The sequence below is a fragment of the Arenibacter latericius DSM 15913 genome (assembly GCF_000424985.1).
Taxonomy (GTDB): domain Bacteria; phylum Bacteroidota; class Bacteroidia; order Flavobacteriales; family Flavobacteriaceae; genus Arenibacter; species Arenibacter latericius.
Genome location: NZ_AUKX01000001.1, coordinates 62,809 through 78,968, shown reverse-complemented (window position 1 = coordinate 78,968; position 16,160 = coordinate 62,809). Strand labels below are relative to the sequence as shown.

At 37.2% G+C, this 16,160-nt stretch carries 10 protein-coding genes and 1 tRNA gene; 8 read left to right on the top strand and 3 right to left on the bottom strand.

The annotated features are described in order from the left end of the window. The first annotated feature begins 23 nt into the window (after positions 1 to 23). The 6 genes from murC to H344_RS0100270 all read left to right on the top strand — a co-directional run bounded on the left by murC (position 24) and on the right by H344_RS0100270 (position 6,256). Positions 24 to 1,367, top strand: a complete 1,344-nt coding sequence (gene murC / locus H344_RS0100295; RefSeq protein WP_026808451.1) for a UDP-N-acetylmuramate--L-alanine ligase — start codon at positions 24 to 26, stop codon at positions 1,365 to 1,367. Continuing rightward, positions 1,364 to 2,083, top strand: a complete 720-nt coding sequence (locus tag H344_RS0100290; protein WP_026808450.1) for a cell division protein FtsQ/DivIB — start codon at positions 1,364 to 1,366, stop codon at positions 2,081 to 2,083. Before murC ends, H344_RS0100290 begins: the two co-directional genes overlap by 4 nt. A 3-nt stretch (positions 2,084 to 2,086) precedes the next feature. After that, entirely contained in the window at positions 2,087 to 3,424 is a 1,338-nt protein-coding gene (gene ftsA / locus H344_RS0100285; RefSeq protein WP_026808449.1) for a cell division protein FtsA, read from the top strand. Between the two features lie 46 nt (positions 3,425 to 3,470). Beyond that, positions 3,471 to 5,603, top strand: coding sequence for a cell division protein FtsZ (gene ftsZ, locus H344_RS0100280; protein ID WP_026808448.1), 2,133 nt, complete (start codon positions 3,471 to 3,473; stop codon positions 5,601 to 5,603). Positions 5,604 to 5,695: 92 nt separating this feature from the next. Then, positions 5,696 to 6,148: a GatB/YqeY domain-containing protein gene (locus H344_RS0100275; protein ID WP_026808447.1), complete on the top strand. Its 453-nt coding sequence runs from the start codon at positions 5,696 to 5,698 to the stop codon at positions 6,146 to 6,148. Positions 6,149 to 6,182: 34 nt separating this feature from the next. Further along, positions 6,183 to 6,256: transfer RNA gene (locus tag H344_RS0100270), tRNA-Arg, on the top strand. Positions 6,257 to 7,434: 1,178 nt separating this feature from the next. On the opposite strand, the gene H344_RS0100255 is transcribed toward H344_RS0100270, so the two are convergent. Beyond that, positions 7,435 to 9,030: a RagB/SusD family nutrient uptake outer membrane protein gene (locus tag H344_RS0100255; protein ID WP_026808444.1), complete on the bottom strand. Its 1,596-nt coding sequence runs from the start codon at positions 9,028 to 9,030 to the stop codon at positions 7,435 to 7,437. Positions 9,031 to 9,045: 15 nt separating this feature from the next. After that, entirely contained in the window at positions 9,046 to 12,057 is a 3,012-nt protein-coding gene (locus tag H344_RS19460) for a SusC/RagA family TonB-linked outer membrane protein (protein WP_051253975.1), read from the bottom strand. 481 nt (positions 12,058 to 12,538) lie between these two features. Between H344_RS19460 and H344_RS0100245 the strand changes: the two genes are divergently transcribed. Further along, positions 12,539 to 13,111: a sugar O-acetyltransferase gene (locus tag H344_RS0100245; protein WP_026808443.1), complete on the top strand. Its 573-nt coding sequence runs from the start codon at positions 12,539 to 12,541 to the stop codon at positions 13,109 to 13,111. A gap of 14 nt (positions 13,112 to 13,125) precedes the next feature. Here the strand turns inward: H344_RS0100245 and H344_RS19455 are convergent, their stop codons facing one another. Beyond that, the gene (locus tag H344_RS19455; protein ID WP_051253973.1) at positions 13,126 to 14,667 is read right to left on the bottom strand and encodes a pyruvate kinase; all 1,542 of its coding nucleotides are present in this window, start codon (positions 14,665 to 14,667) and stop codon (positions 13,126 to 13,128) included. A 383-nt stretch (positions 14,668 to 15,050) separates the two neighbouring features. On the opposite strand from H344_RS19455, the gene H344_RS0100235 reads away from it, so the two are divergent. Further along, positions 15,051 to 15,947, top strand: coding sequence for an EamA family transporter (locus H344_RS0100235; protein ID WP_026808442.1), 897 nt, complete (start codon positions 15,051 to 15,053; stop codon positions 15,945 to 15,947). Positions 15,948 to 16,160: the final 213 nt, after the last annotated feature.

The window sequence follows — 16,160 nt, the reverse complement described above, 5'->3', positions numbered from 1 at the left end:
CTGTAGAAATTCAGTTGGAAATAATGAATATAAAAGATATACATAACGTCTATTTTATTGGTATAGGAGGTATTGGTATGTCTGCTCTTGCCAGATACTTTAAGTTTATTGGTAAGGAGGTTTCTGGGTACGATAAAACGAGTACACCACTAACTCAAGATCTAATGGCTCACGGTATTCATGTGCATTATGAGGATAATCTTGATCTTATTTCCAAAGAGTATAGGGATCCAAATAAAACATTGGTGGTTTATACACCAGCAGTTCCATCGGATCATAAGGAGTACACGTATTTTGTGAGCAATGGCTTTCAGGTTAAAAAACGCTCAGAGGTACTAGGGATGATTACGAAGGATAGTTTCTGTTTTGCAGTTGCTGGAACCCATGGTAAAACCACAGTCTCTAGTATATTGGCACATATTTTAAAAGAGACCGGAATGCCAATAACCGCTTTCTTGGGAGGAATATCTGAAGATTTTAATAGCAATTTTTTATTAGAAGGAACAGACTATTCTGTTGTAGAGGCGGACGAATTTGATCGCTCCTTTTTAAGGTTGTCTCCAAATATCGCTTGCGTCACTTCTATGGATGCTGATCATTTGGATATTTATGGGAATAAAGAAGAATTGGAAAAATCGTTTCACGATTTTATAGATAGAATAGAGCCGGGAGGTAAGTTGTTTGTATGTAATGGCCTACCATTAGAAGGGATTACTTATGGTATTGAGGACGACTCTGATTATTGTATTGTAAACCTGAAAATTAAAGACGGAGTTTACGAATTTGATATCCGTACTCCAGAAACAACACTAAAACAAGTGCGATTTGGAAAGCCGGGGCATCATAACTTATTGAATGCTTTAGTGGCTTTCGCTATGGCAGCACAATCAGAGGCTTCCTTGCAATCCCTGGCAGATGCTTTAGCGACGTTTAAAGGGGTGCAAAGACGATTTTCTTATCAAATAAGAACAGATAAGTTTGCTTATATCGATGATTATGCGCATCATCCTACGGCAATCGATGCAGTATATCAGGCAATATCAGAAATGCATCCTGGAAAAAAGGTTTTAGCTGTTTTTCAGCCACATCTTTTTTCTAGAACTAGGGATTTTATAGATGATTTTGCTCGTAGTCTTTCTCAGTTTGATGGTGTATTGCTATTAGATATTTATCCAGCTAGGGAAAAGCCTATTGAGGGAGTTACTTCTCAATGGTTGCTCGATAAGATTGATGGAGGAAATAAAAAGTTAATCGATAAAGAATCGATAATTACTGAAATAAAAAATCAAAACCCTGAAGTTCTTGTAACTATAGGGGCCGGAGATATAGGGTTGGAAGTGCAAAAAATTAAAAAAGAATTACAATGAGAATTAATTGGAGTTTCATAAAAATGGGAGTCTTATTACTAGTTGTAATGGGACTTTATGCCTTTTCCAATGCGAGAAATAGCAATAAAAAAGTAGAAAATCTTCAGATCAAATTTGAGGGGGATCAAAACCTGTATATGACCCATGAAACAGTTAATAAATTGTTGATACATAATTATGGTGATCTAACAAACTTGACAAAAGAACATATAGCTTTGAATAATATAGAAAAAGCTATTGAGGCCAATGAAATGGTCAAAAAAGCCCAAGTTTTCTTAACGGTTAATGGAGACCTTGTTGCTAAGGTTACACAACGAAAACCGATTGCACGAGTAGAGGGGAATAAAAAATATTACTTGGATGAGGATGGGAAGTCTATGCCTTTTTCAAGACACCACTCTGCAAGGGTGCCATTGATAACTGGTGAAATAAATGAAAATTCCCTTGGAGATGTCTATAAAATTTTAAAATATAGTGAGACAGATGAATTCCTAACCAAGAATATAATTGGGATTCATATTACAGGGGAGCGAAAATATCTGTTAAAATTTAGGATGGAAGATTTTGTGGTGGATTTGGGAAATGTAGAAGGTTTAGATAAGAAGTTCAGTAATTTTAGGGCTTTTTATGTAAAGGCGTATAAGGATAAATCCTTGGAAGATTATCATACAGTGAGTTTAGCGTTTAACAACCAGGTAGTGTGTACCAAAAATTAAGTTATGGAAGAAGGTAATTATTCAGTTGGGTTGGATATAGGGACTACAAAGATTGTAGCCATTATTGGAAAGGAGAATGAATACGGAAAGATAGAAGTTTTGGGTATTGGTAGGTCCAAAAGTTTGGGCGTACATCGTGGTGTAGTCAATAACATTACTCAAACTATAAAGTCTATACAGCAGTCAGTAGAGCAAGCAGAAGCCAATTCTGGCTTAAAGATTAGCTCTGTGGTGGTAGGCATTGCCGGTCAACACATAAGAAGTTTACAGCATAGTGATTATATCACAAGACCAAAATCTGAGGATGTAATTAATGAGCATGATGTAGATAAGCTATGTAACCAGGTGTACAAACTGGTAATGTTACCAGGAGAAGAAATTATCCATGTTTTGCCTCAGGAGTTTAAAGTAGATGGGCAGGCAGAGATAAAACAACCTATGGGAATGTACGGCGGTAGGTTAGAAGCTAATTTCCATGTAGTAGTTGGTCAGGTATCTTCTATTAGGAATGTGGGTAGATGTATTAAAAGTGCAGGTCTTAATTTGGCCAATATTACTTTGGAGCCGTTAGCATCTGCCAATGCAGTTTTAAGTCAGGAGGAGAAAGAGGCTGGAGTGGCTTTAATTGATATAGGTGGTGGAACTACAGACCTTGCTATTTTTAAAGATGGAATTATTCGCCATACAGCGGTTATTCCATTTGGAGGTAATGTAATTACTGAAGACATTAAAGAAGGGTGTTCTATTATAGAAAAGCAAGCAGAACTACTTAAAATTAAATTTGGATCTGCTTGGCCTGGAGAAAATAAGGATAATGAAATTGTTTCTATACCTGGATTAAGAGGTAGAGAACCAAAGGAAATTACTTTAAAAAACCTCTCCAAGATTATCCATGCACGTGTAGTTGAAATTGTGGAACAGGCGTATGTGGAAATAAAAAATTACGGTCATGAAGAGCAAAAGAAAAAATTAATCGGAGGTATTGTTCTAACCGGAGGAGGTAGCCAATTGAAACATTTAAAACAATTGGTAGAATATATCACTGGTATGGATACTAGGATAGGATATCCAAATGAGCATCTCGCCGGAGATTCCGATGCAGAGATTGCCAGTCCTTTGTATGCAACGGCAGTAGGTCTATTAATGAATTCTGTTCAGAATAAACCTAAGGTTTTAGAGGAGATTGAGGTAAGTAATAAAAAGGAGGTAGATAACAAGCCTGCTGAAGATAATAAGGAAGAAACGGAGGTTAAGGAAAAACCGATCGTAAAAAGGGAACGAAGCACCATTTTTGATAAATGGTTTGAGAGGTTCAAGGATTTTTTGGATAACGCAGAATAACGTATAGATTAGCAACACAGATAAGTAAACCAGTAAAATAATAACAATGAGCAATAACACTGAATTTGAAAATATATCCTTTGATTTGCCCAAGAATCAAAGTAACGTAATAAAGGTCATCGGTGTCGGTGGCGGAGGGAGTAATGCGATTAATCACATGTTCCAAGCCGGGATAAATGGGGTAGATTTCATTATTTGTAATACAGACTCCCAGGCTTTAGATAATAGCCCCGTTCCTCACAAAATACAATTAGGAGTTTCCTTGACCGAAGGATTGGGGGCTGGTGCCAACCCAGAGGTAGGGGAACAAGCGGCCATGGAAAGCTTAGAGGAAATTAAGGGTATGTTGGAAACAACTACCAAAATGATATTCATTACTGCTGGTATGGGCGGGGGAACAGGTACTGGTGCTGCCCCTGTTATTGCCAAGTTGGCTAAGGAAATGGATGTACTTACTGTAGGGATCGTTACTATGCCTTTCTTGTTTGAAGGTAAAATGCGGTGCCAACAAGCTCAGGTAGGTATAGAAAAATTACGTGCCAATGTAGATTCCTTAATTGTGATTAACAATAACAAATTAAGGGAGGTATATGGTAACCTTGGGTTTAAGGCTGGTTTCTCTAAAGCAGATGAGGTCTTGGCTACTGCAGCTCGTGGTATTGCAGAGGTAATTACTCACCATTATACTCAAAATATAGATTTACGTGATGCTAAAACCGTTCTTTCTAATAGTGGTACTGCTATTATGGGGTCGGCTACTTCCTCGGGTTCTAACAGAGCCAATGAGGCTATTATGAAGGCATTAGACTCACCATTATTGAATGACAATAAGATCTGTGGAGCGAAAAATGTATTATTGCTAATTGTTTCCGGTTCACAAGAGATTACAATTGATGAGATTGGAGAGATCAACGATCATATTCAGAATGAAGCTGGTTTTGGGGCCAATATCATTATGGGTGTAGGTGAAGATGAAAGTTTAGGAGAGGCGATCGCTGTAACGGTCATTGCAACAGGATTTAATATAGACCAACAGGATGATATTGTAAACACAGAATCCAAGAAGATTATCCATACGTTGGAAGATGAGCAAAAAGCAGAACATGTGTTGGTTTCAAAGCCAGTTGTTCATCAATTAGTGGAGGAAGAAGAAGTTAAACCTGTGCCTAATAAAAAAGAGGTAGAGCGTCCACAATCTAATGCAATGAATCCTGCACCTGTTAATAGAGAGGTAGAGCGTCCGCAATCTAATGTAGTTAATCCTGCACCTGTGAATAGGGAGGTAGAGCGTCCACAATCTAATGTAGTTAATCCTGCACCTGTTAGTAGGGAAGTAGAGCGTCCGCAATCTAATCCGGTTAACCCTACACCTGTAAATAGGGAGGTAGATAAGCCACAATCTAATATGGATCTTATACCAACTTCTAGTTACATTAAAAATTTTAATGTGTATTATGAGGAGGTGCTTTCAGAAGAAAACCATGATGATTTCGTGATAATAAATTCTACTGATGAAATTAGAGGTATAGAAGTATCGGAGCCAAGAGAGGTTACGAGTAGAGATGTTTCCGACGATCAGTTTGAGTTGAGTTTTGATATGCCTTTGGCTAATAAACCACAGGAAGAAGAGGAAGTACAGCATACAATTACCTTTGACCTAGAAGAGGATGAGATAAAGGATATGAATGTGCGTGACCATGTGGAGGTGGTTCCTGTTGTAGAGTATAATAAAGAGGGTGAAAAAAGATATAGCTTAGATGATTATATGGAGTTGGAGGATAAGCTTACTACAGCTAAATCTAAGTCTAGTAATCAAAATCCTGGAATTAAAAATGATGATTCTTTACAATTCCGTACAAAGACGGTAGAAAGGGAAGCACCCGCTCCTGTTAGAGAAGAGCGAGAAGAAATAGACCCTATAAATACGCCACTAGAGACTCTATTAAAAGAGCGTGCTGATGAACGTCGTAGGAAATTGAAGGATTTTAATTATAAGTTCCAAAATAGCCTAAGTAATTTGGATGAGATTTCTAAACAGCCTGCTTATAAACGTCAGGGGATTGACTTAAATGAGAATCCAAGGCAAAATAAAGTATCTAGAATGAGTTTGGGAGAAGACAGTAATGATGAAATCCAATTACGATCTAATAACTCTTATTTACACGACAATGTAGATTAAGTTATCAGAACAATTTTGTACAAAGTTTAAACCCGAAAACACTATAAGTTTTCGGGTTTATTTTTTATCTTCGCAGGGCGAAAAAATAAGCTATGAGATTACAGCAGCGTTTAATGGAAGAAATGAAGGCGGCAATGAGAGCCAAGGATACGGTGGCATTAGAATCATTGCGCGCTATTAAATCCGCTTTACTACTAGCTCAGACCGAAACTGGTTCTGGGACTGAACTTTCCGAAGAGGAAGAAATAAAGTTGATACAGCGATTGGTTAAACAGCGTAAGGATAGCGCCGTCATCTATACCGAGCAAGGACGTGAGGACTTGGCAGAGCCAGAATTGGCACAAGCCGCTGTTATTGAAAAGTTCTTACCCGAGCAGTTGTCAGAGGAGGATATAGAAATGGTAGTGGCTCAGATAATTGATGCAGAAGGAGCTACAGGAATGAAGGATATGGGTAAAGTAATGGGATTAGCGTCTAAGGAAATGGCAGGTAAGGCAGATGGAAAGACCATTTCCAATATAGTAAAGAAAAAATTAAGTAGTTAAATAAATTAGTGCGATCTTTCCGATCGAATTATTTGGCCCCGTGGCGCAACTGAATAGCGCATCAGATTTCGGCTCTGAGGGTTGGGGGTTTGAATCCCTCCGGGGTCACGAATAAACCACAAAAAAGTGGTTGTGCAAGCGAGCTTCAAAAAAGAAGCTCGCTTCTTTTTTTTGAAGCTTGTCTTCGCACAATTTTTTGTGGTTTTCAAAGCGGAGCTTTGTAGGGAAGTGCGCAGCCAATCCCTTTATTCTTGTTTTCTGAATTTTCATTAAGGAGAGGATCATCTCGCTTCTTTTTTTTTAAGCTTGTCTTCGCACAACTTTTTGTGGTTTTCAAAGCGGAGCTTTGTAGGGAAGTGCGCAGCCAATCCCTTTATTCTTGTTTTCTGAATTTTCATTAAGGAGAGGATCATCTCGCTTCTTTTTTTTTAAGCTTGTCTTCGCACAACTTTTTGTGGTTTTCAAAGCGGAGCTTTGTAGGGAAGTGCGCAGCCAATCCCTTTATTCTTGTTTTCTGAATTTTTTTTAAGAGGGAGGATCAGCTCGCTTCTTTTTTGAAGCTTGTCTTCAGTTCTTATAAAAGCGTCCTAATATTTTATTTTTTGTCTTTTTTCTTCATTCTCCTCCAAAGGATATAAAACACAATCATAAGTATAGGTAAGACAATAAATACAATAATCTCAAAAGGGTCTGTAAGATCTAGAGGGCTGTTGTCATCAGGGTTTGGTGTGCCTATTGGTAATTGTAATAATAGTGATTTGTATAACATTGCTTTAATTGAAAATTGCTTTTATGTAATTTACAAAATTAAACAGACTATAGTCTGCCATTCACTTCTTTAATTTATTGGAGGGGTCAATATGCTATAGACAATGCTAATTTTTATTACTCCTTGGTTTGGGTATTAGGAGTCCCAACTTCCAATTATCTTTATTTAAAAGAGGTCTTGCTAATTCATTCCTTTTAGCGGTTGCGATGGTATAAAAGTTTGAAATAGATTTTAAATAAAGAAGGCTATAGTCATGCTTTAAAACTTTTAAGGGGTGTTTGTGCATAGTTATTTGAACGATTAGAAGTGCTAAGGCTTGGCTAGGTGTTCTAATACAAGGTAATTTATTATGGAAGGAAGTTTATGAGATCTGTTGAAGGGTAGCTAATTTTGAAGGTTATTAGAAACAAGAAATCCCGAAAATTGATTTTCGGGATTTCTTTACTACTTACTAAATGTGCCGAGTCATTACGTTAGCTCATTGGGGTAAGTGCATTATTCAATACCAAATTAATAATTAGTACCCTGGATTATTAGGTACTAACTTTGGATTCTTATCAATTGCGCTCTGTGGTATTGGCAACAGATTGTTTTTAGGAGCTTCAAAAGAGCGACTCTCTATTAGGTTCTCTGGTTGTGTCATGGAAACATTGTAATCTCCATTAGGCTGCGTGGTTTCTAGCACTACACCTCTTTTTGCACCCATCAGGTCGCCATTTAGTACTTCCTCAGCGATTTCCCATCGGATAATATCGTCCCTACGAAGACCTTCCATAACAAACTCTACTCTTCTTTCGTTTCTTACCAATTCCCTTAGGCTAGATTGTGTAGCATATTTAACTCTATTGACCTTTGGCATACCGGCTCTTTCACGAACAGCGTCTAAAGCTTCGTATAGCTCATTGTCTATTTCATTGAGTTCTACTTTGGCTTCTGCAATGGTTAGTAATACCTCAGCATAACGGAAAATAAATACATCATTCCCCATATTCCAGTAGGGGGCATCTGGATTTATATCCAAGAACGTATTATATTTTTTATAGTTATACCCTGTTTTAGAAGCGTTATCAGCTTTATTAAAGTAATCGTTGCTATCCTCTTCTATAGAACGGTAAACGTTACCGGCAAAAACTTGACCTGGATAAATAATGGAAGCTCTTAGACGAGGGTCTCTATTAACATAGGGGTTAGTTGGATCGTATTCCCCTACCAATTTTGCCTCCTCAATAGTCTTCCCATCTATCATTTCAAAAGCATCTACTAAAGATTGGGTAGGTACTACAGATGACCATCCTCCAATACTATTTGGTAAATATGGAGTGTAATTAGTATTGTATAAGTCAGGAGTATATTGTACCGATAAAATCACCTCATTATTCTGCTCATTTGATGGGTCAAAAAGACCTTCAAAAGTAGGGAATAAGGAATATCCAGTAATGTTTTTTGCGGTAGCTAATGCCTCTTCATGTTCTCCAAAATAAAGGTAATATCTCATCAATAATGCTTGTGCCGCACCTTTGGTAGCTTTACCCTGATCTGCTTCTGAATAAGATTCAGGGAGAATGTCAATGATGTCCTTTAACTCATCCTCAATAAATTTGCGAATTTCAGATTGAGGATTTCTGGGAACTTTAGCTTCTTCTGGATGGTTAAAGTTCTCTAGAATCAATGGTACATCACCATAATTTACGGTAAGGGTATAATACTTATAAGCTCTAAGAAAGCGAACCTGAGCTTTATAAATAGCTCTATCAGCTTCAGGGACTGCAGTTGCATGGTCGCAATTTGCTAAAAACTCATTACACTTGTTTATAGTGCTAAAGTCATAGTAAGAAGATCCTGGATCTGCTGCTGATAGAATACCATTTCCAATATTGGTCCATCCTTCCCATGGGAAGTTATTGTATGCGTTGTCTGAGCCAGCATCGCGATAGAATATGTTTCCCGAGCTTTCAAATCCGTTATAGCAACCAGTTAGGGCTAAATCTAGATCCTTTTTAGTCTTCCAAAAAGTGGAAGGTGATAAAGCGTCATTGGGAGCGGTATCCAAAAAGGAATCGTCACATGCGCTAAATACAACAGTTATTACTAGTAAATATATTAGTTTTCTCATTTTGAGCATATCAAATTAAAATGTTAAGTTAATTCCTATAGAATTGGTCATTACCACAGGGTATCCGCTACCTCTACCTGAAGGAGCTTCAGGATCCCATCCTTTGGTGTAAGGAGTAAGGGTAAATAGGTTTTGTGCGCTATAATAAACTCTTAAGCGAGATATGTTCCATTCTTCCAAAATATCTGTTGGTAGATTGTATCCTAGTTGAAGGTTTTTTAGTCTCAAAAAGTCGGTGCTCTTCAACCAATAGCTTGTTGTTGAGTTTTGTGGCATACTTGGCCCGTAAATATTATCTATAAGACGAGGAACGTCTGTATTAGTATTTGTTGGGGTCCAACGGTCCATAAATAATTTCAGCGGTTTTTGAGCATCTCCGTTTACTGCACCTATAGCATCAGAATCCATATATCCATAAGCGCCCATAGCACCTTGGAAAAGAGCCATGAAATCAAAGTTTTTATATCCTAAACTAAAATTAAAACCAAAGTTAATTGGAGGTATGGACTTACCTAATAGCACTCTATCAGCTGCGTCTACTTGTCCATCACCATTAGTATCTACATATCTAAGGTCTCCTGGTTGTAATTGACTCCCGTAAATGGTATTAGTAGGCCATGAAGTGATATCTGCTTCGCTTTGATATAGGCCATCTGTTTTATAACCAAACCAAGAATCTAGAGGGGTGCCTAGTCTTCTAATTTTTCTGCCGTTTATAACTTGATCTGTTCCGGCCAATTGTACTAGCTCGTTCTCGTTGTATGCAATGTTACCTCCAAACTGAAAATCGAAATCCCCAAATTGATCTCGGTAATTTACATTTAATTCAACTCCTTTGTTATCTAGCTTACCAACGTTATCAAAGAACTTTCCTAATGCAAACTCGTTAGGAGCAGGTACTTCCATGATAATACCTTGGGTTAGTTTTTTGTACAAATCGATGGTAATGTCTATTTTTCTCAATAGTGTAGCATCAAAACCAAGTCCATAAGAAGTTGTTTTCTCCCAAATTAATGAAGCGTTTTTAGCATTTACAATAGCCGCTCCAGAATTAATGGTGCTGTTAAACGGATAATCCATTCCTAAAGCAAGGGTTGGAATTGTAGGGTAGTAGTCGTCCAATGCATCTTGGTTTCCTAACTGTCCCCAAGAAGCCCTTAGTTTTAGATTGCTCATGGTATCCTTAAATCCGTCAAAGAAATTCTCTTCAGAGATACGCCATCCTGCAGAGAAGGAAGGGAAAACACCTACTCTATTGTCTTCAGCAAAACGAGAAGAACCGTCTGCTCTAACATTGGCCTCAACTAAATATTTACCCAAGTAATTATAGTTAGCTCTACCAAACCAAGACACCATATTTAATTCACGAGTATAGCCAGAGTTAGACATGCCGCTAGTAGAACCAGCATCTAAATCTGTAAGTTCGTTACTAGGGAAGTTTTCTCTATAAGCAGATGTGTTTTTGTAATTGTAAGACTCGGCATGGTAACCTGCTAATAAGTCTAAGTTATGCTCTCCATTGAATGAGGTGGAGTAGTTAGCCGTTAAATCGAAAGTATTACGAGTGTTATTGATAAATCTTTCGGTTAATTTTGTTGGTCCGTGATATTTAGAAGGGTTGTATTGCAACTCCTTGTTTAATTCAGAATTTCCAGAATCGACATTTCTATGCGATGCGGTAGCTTTTATATTAAAGCCATCGAATAAATCAAACTGTATAGAACCTATCCCGACAAAAGTTTTGCGTTGGTAATTAATTTGTGGTCCCATATCTAACCAAGCAATTGGGTTACCATCTGATATGGTTCCGTAAGTCCCATCTTCGTTTTTATAGGGGATCCATGGGGCAATTCTATTAACCTGTCTTATAATCTGATCTAAACCTCCACCTACATAGGCGTTGTTTGGTTCGTATCGATCCATTTGACTATATGACATGTTTAGATTGGTAGTAATCCAATCATTAGGAGTAACGGTTAAATTAAGCCTTGCATTATAATCTTTTTTACCGGTATGCTCTATAATTCCATCCTGATTCTGATAATTCAGGGAAGCACGATAAGAGGTGTAGTCAGATCCGCCTGAAACAGCAAAGTTATTGGTGGTTACAAATCCTGAACCTTGATATAATAGGTCGTGCCAATCCGTATTAGGATGGGTGAAAGGACTACTGCCATTACGGAAAAGCTCTAAATCATTGTCGCTGAACCTAGGTGCTTTGCCACTGTTAGCTAAGGCTTCATTATACAATACAGCGTAGTCGTAAGAGCCTAGGTATTCTGGAAGTACAGTAGGGTCTTGCCACCCAAAATCTCCAGTATAAGTCACAGTAGGCTCTCCAGATTTTCCAGATTTAGTAGTAACTAAAATAACGCCATTAGCTGCTTTGGAACCATATATAGCAGCGGAAGCAGCATCCTTTAATACTGAAATGTTTGCAATATCATTTGCCTGAACGTCATTTAACGATCCTTCAACGCCATCTATTAACACCATAGGTGAAGCTTGGTTTAGTGTACCTGTACCTCTAATTCTAATGGAACCTCCGTCGTTTCCAGGTGCTCCTGAAGCTTGGTTTACGTACACCCCAGGTAATAATCCGGAAAGTCCCGCAGATACACTAGTAATAGGTCTGGACTCTAACATTTTGCTATCTACAGTAGCAACCGACCCGGTAAGGTTTATCTTTTTCTGAGTACCAAATCCCACTACTACCACCTCGTCTAAAAATTCAGCATCTTCGGATAATGAAATGTTGATAATCGCTTGACCGTTTACTGGTAGCTGTTGTTTGGCATATCCTAGAAAACTAATTTCTAATACAGCGTCTTCAGGGACAGTGATAGAGTAGTTTCCGTCAAAATCACTGACTACTCCATTGGTGGTGCCTACTTCTACAATACTTGCTCCCGGAATGGGCATGTCGGTCCCACTTTCTGTGACCGTTCCCGAAACGGTAATCCCGTTTTGGGCAAAAACATTTAAGCTCCCTACTAAGAGGAAACACAATAAGAAAATTTTTCTCATGAATGATGGATGTTTAGTTTAAGTTGTTTGTTTAGTTTTAGTTAATTAAATTGATGTTGAAATAAAATTTAGGTTTCTCGTTTCTAATAATAGGCTGTAATTTTAAGGGTTAAACTTCATGTGAATAATGGCTATGTTAACTAGCCTGAGTGCAGTAAAAACCTTACGGTGTTGTACGATTTTTTGCTGTCAGCACAAACCTACAAAGATTACTAATGTCATCAAACGATCCTCAGATTCAAATAATAATTTAACATATTGACGTTCTCGAGAAGTCTTATTTTTTTTGGATTTATAACACTGAAAATCAATTGGTTGAGTGGATTTAATGTTATGTGTATTTAATTTTTTTAGAGTCTTTTAATTAAAATGAAATACCACTCGATAGTTTTTAATAATTATATTTTATTTAAGTTAATTAGATGAAGAAAATGTAAATTCCTATGCCTAATTTGTAGGTAATAATCAAAAAATATTTTTGATGACTGAAAAAGAAAAAATGCTTGGTGGAGATTATTATGATTCTAGAGATGCTGAACTGATAGAAATGTATCATAAGGCTCGAAATTTATTAAAGGAATACAATAATCTAGATTCAAGGCTTTTAGTAGATCGTGAGCGTATATTAGCTGAATTGCTTCATTATAAAGGAGCTGGAGTATGGATAGAAACCCCCTTTTATTGTGACTATGGTGAGAACATTTCTCTTGGTGAAAATACTTTTATCAATACCAATTGTATGTTTTTAGATAATCATAAAATAGTCATTGGTAAAAACGGATTGATAGCTCCTTATGTTCAAATTTATACGGCAAATCATCCTATAAAAGCAAAAGAAAGAATAGTAAGTACCAAAAAAGGGGATAGGTATCTAACTTCCGCCAAACCAGTCATTATTGGTGATAATGTTTGGATTGGCGGAAATTCAGTTATTTTTCCTGGGGTTACTATTGGGGATAATGTAACGATTGGGGCGGGGAGCGTGGTAACTAAAAACCTTCCCGATAATGTGTTGGCCTTTGGGAATCCCTGTGAAATTAAAAGAAAACTGTAGGAAAACGCTTTGTGTTATTCATTTTTGAGGGATTCTGGAAATTGTTTATGGATGTTTTTCAGGCCTTTTTTGGCCACTTTTAAAGCTCTTAACGTATTTTTAGATTTTTGGGAATGTGCCTCCATTCTTCCTAAAACATTTTTTAGGGTTTTTGTGGCCTCAACAATAAATGGACCTTTGTTTAGCATTACGCATTCTGCTTGGGCACTTATTGTGGCATCCGAAATTTCTGCTCTAGTAGCCATTCCTTTTTTTGCCATGGTATCCAATACCTGTGTAGCCCATATAACCGGAATTTGGGCAGCTTCACATAACCAGAGTATTTCATTCTGCACCTCTGAAATCCGTTCAAAACCGATCTCTACTGCTAAATCGCCCCTAGCAATCATCACCCCTATCTTTGGTCTTTGCATCGCCCTAAAAAGAATAGCGGGTAAGTTATCAAACGCAGTACTGTTTTCTATTTTAAAGATAACTCCGGTTTCTTTATCACCAAGTTTTTCGAGCTCTTTATAAAGCAGAGAAACATCATCCGCAGTTCTTACAAAGGAATAACCAATCATATCTGCGTGTTTTGTAACAAAGGGTAGTAAGTCGAGATCTTCAGGGGTAAGAGAGGGAAGATTTAAGTTAGTGTCAGGTAAATTGATGCCCTTACCTTTGCGTAATTTTTTCTTATGCGCCTTTTTTATTTTTATGATGGCTGTGTCGTTTTTCAGTGTTTCTACCTTGGCTTCAAAAGTGCCGTCATCAAAAAATACGCGCTGTCCTACTTTAAGATCATCAATAATTTGCGGTAGTGAGACTTCAATTAACGGAATTCCTTTGGTCTGCTTTTTTTTAGATAATAATGGAGAGTCTACTTTAATAAGCATTAATCTAGATTTCTTATCTACCTTTATAAAAGGCATGGAATCTAAAGGTAGTCCGGGAAGTTCTTGAGCGTAAATAGAATTAATCCGTATTTTAGGTCCTGGGAGGTCCATATATTTGTGGATCGGTAATTCTAACTCCTTTTCGATACTTTTAATATTCTTTAATATCTTTTTCCATAGCTTTTCTTCGCCATGACTTAAGTTGAGTCGGGCTATGCCCATCCCCGCTAGTCGAAGTCGTTTTATTAGGTTTTCGTTAGTAGTAGCTTCGTCTGGCATGGTTACCATAATTTCGGTATCCCGGGATTCGCTTTCAGATTTAAATAGGGTATTGGCGTGTTGTACCAAAAGTTTTTTACTTCCCGAAAAGCCAATGGCTTCCATGTCGGTATTTTTTTTCCAAGATTTACCGTTCAATAATTTTATGAGATTTAGTGCCCCAGAAACATTATCGTATACATATCCTGCCCCGCTGCCTAATGATGAAATTCCCAATTCCGATAATCCTTCCTGAATTTCCCTTATATCAGTACTGCGTAGTAGTAAGTACCTATATAGGTTTTTAGAACTAACCCTATATTGGGGGTGAACGGAAGAAGCAATGCCATCGGCAATCTTTTCGTTTTCTAAAAGGGTATTATATATTACCTCTAATTGGTTCTCTAGTTTTTCTAGTTCCATAATGAGTATGGTATTGCGAGTTATCAATTGGGTTTCCCCTAAGAATAATTTCAGTTCTTATTTCGGTCTAAAATTACAAATATTAACGATGTATAAATATGGAAAATGAGATTGAATTAATTGCGCCATAAACAAAGCGCCTAGTATGAAATAGAACTATTATTGAAAAGGTTGTAAAACATGTAATGTTAGGTTTAAGGAGTTTGGTGTAATCTCATGTATAAACGTTATTTAATTTTATAAAAGTCATAGAACGCTACCTACCATAAATGGAGAGGATGAGAAATAAATAGGAAAGCAGTGTTTGTTGGATTGCTTATGTTTGCTGCGCTGTATGCTGCACATAACTAAATTACCTGTTAAATTTATTTATACGATTAGGAATGAATACGCATCTAAAAGGTGTTTTATATATCGCTCTTGGTGCTTCTAGTTACGGAGTACTGGCCACTTTTGTTAAATATGCTAATAACCAAGGTTTAGGAACTGGGGGACTTGCTTTTGCTCAATATCTGTTTGGGGTTTTATTATTGAGTATGCTCACCTTCCTATTCTCAAAGAGAAATAGAACTACCGAAGCGGATAGTGCGGGAAGAAACAAAAAGGCTAAGCTGAAACTAATATTATTTGGAAGCTTCTTAGGGCTTACCAGTAGTTTTTATTATTTATCCATTCAATACGTGCCTGTATCTGTTGGGATTATACTTTTAATGCAGACGATTTGGATGGGAGTGGTGTTAGATTATTTTATGGCCCGTGAACTAATCAATAAAGAAAAAGTAATAGGAGCGTTGGTGGCTATTGTAGGAACCCTTTTGGCCGCGAAGGTTTTTGAGTCTAATGTTGAACTCCATTTAAAAGGGATTGGATATGGGCTTTTAGCCGCTTTAAGCTTTACCGGGGTAATGTTTTCTACCAGTAGGGTGGGTTTGCAACTCCCTATTCTTGTGCGTACTCAATATTTAGTGTACGGAGGGTTTTTGGTGATTGTGTTATTTTGGAATTTTCAAATTTTACAGGAATTTAACTGGAATGTCTTTATTAAATGGGGTAGTTTTCTTGGCCTTTTTGGTACAATTCTTCCGCCACTCTTATTCAACAAGGGATTCCCAAAAATAGGTACGGGCCTCGGGAGTATTATTGCTGCCTTAGAAATTCCGGTATCCGTTTTAAGTGCTTATTGGATTTTAAATGAGCAAATTAGCAGTTTGCAATGGATTGGTATTGCAATTATTTTGTTCGCAGTAGTATTGATAAATTTCAAAAAAGAAAGTGAGTAATATCAGAATTACAAACTAGTGAGTGTTTTCATTTTTTATGAGTATTAATGCCTATCAGGTAAGGCTTAATAGTACTTAAACTGTTCCGAAATCGTTTTATATAGATTGTTTAGATGGTTAATTGATTCTGTAAAGCGACTGTTTTAATTATCAATTCTATATACTGCTATTGCTATACTCCTAATGTCTCCATTTCTTGTTTGTAATAAGTCT

Coding starts and splice junctions, on each gene's coding strand:
- murC (WP_026808451.1), top strand. CDS start 24: ATGAATATAAAAGATATACATAACGTCTATTTTATTGGTATAGGAGGT.
- H344_RS0100290 (WP_026808450.1), top strand. CDS start 1,364: ATGAGAATTAATTGGAGTTTCATAAAAATGGGAGTCTTATTACTAGTT.
- H344_RS19460 (WP_051253975.1), bottom strand. CDS start 12,057: ATGAGAAAAATTTTCTTATTGTGTTTCCTCTTAGTAGGGAGCTTAAAT.
- H344_RS0100255 (WP_026808444.1), bottom strand. CDS start 9,030: ATGAGAAAACTAATATATTTACTAGTAATAACTGTTGTATTTAGCGCA.
- H344_RS0100275 (WP_026808447.1), top strand. CDS start 5,696: ATGAGATTACAGCAGCGTTTAATGGAAGAAATGAAGGCGGCAATGAGA.
- H344_RS0100235 (WP_026808442.1), top strand. CDS start 15,051: ATGAATACGCATCTAAAAGGTGTTTTATATATCGCTCTTGGTGCTTCT.
- H344_RS19455 (WP_051253973.1), bottom strand. CDS start 14,667: ATGGAACTAGAAAAACTAGAGAACCAATTAGAGGTAATATATAATACC.
- ftsZ (WP_026808448.1), top strand. CDS start 3,471: ATGAGCAATAACACTGAATTTGAAAATATATCCTTTGATTTGCCCAAG.
- ftsA (WP_026808449.1), top strand. CDS start 2,087: ATGGAAGAAGGTAATTATTCAGTTGGGTTGGATATAGGGACTACAAAG.
- H344_RS0100245 (WP_026808443.1), top strand. CDS start 12,539: ATGACTGAAAAAGAAAAAATGCTTGGTGGAGATTATTATGATTCTAGA.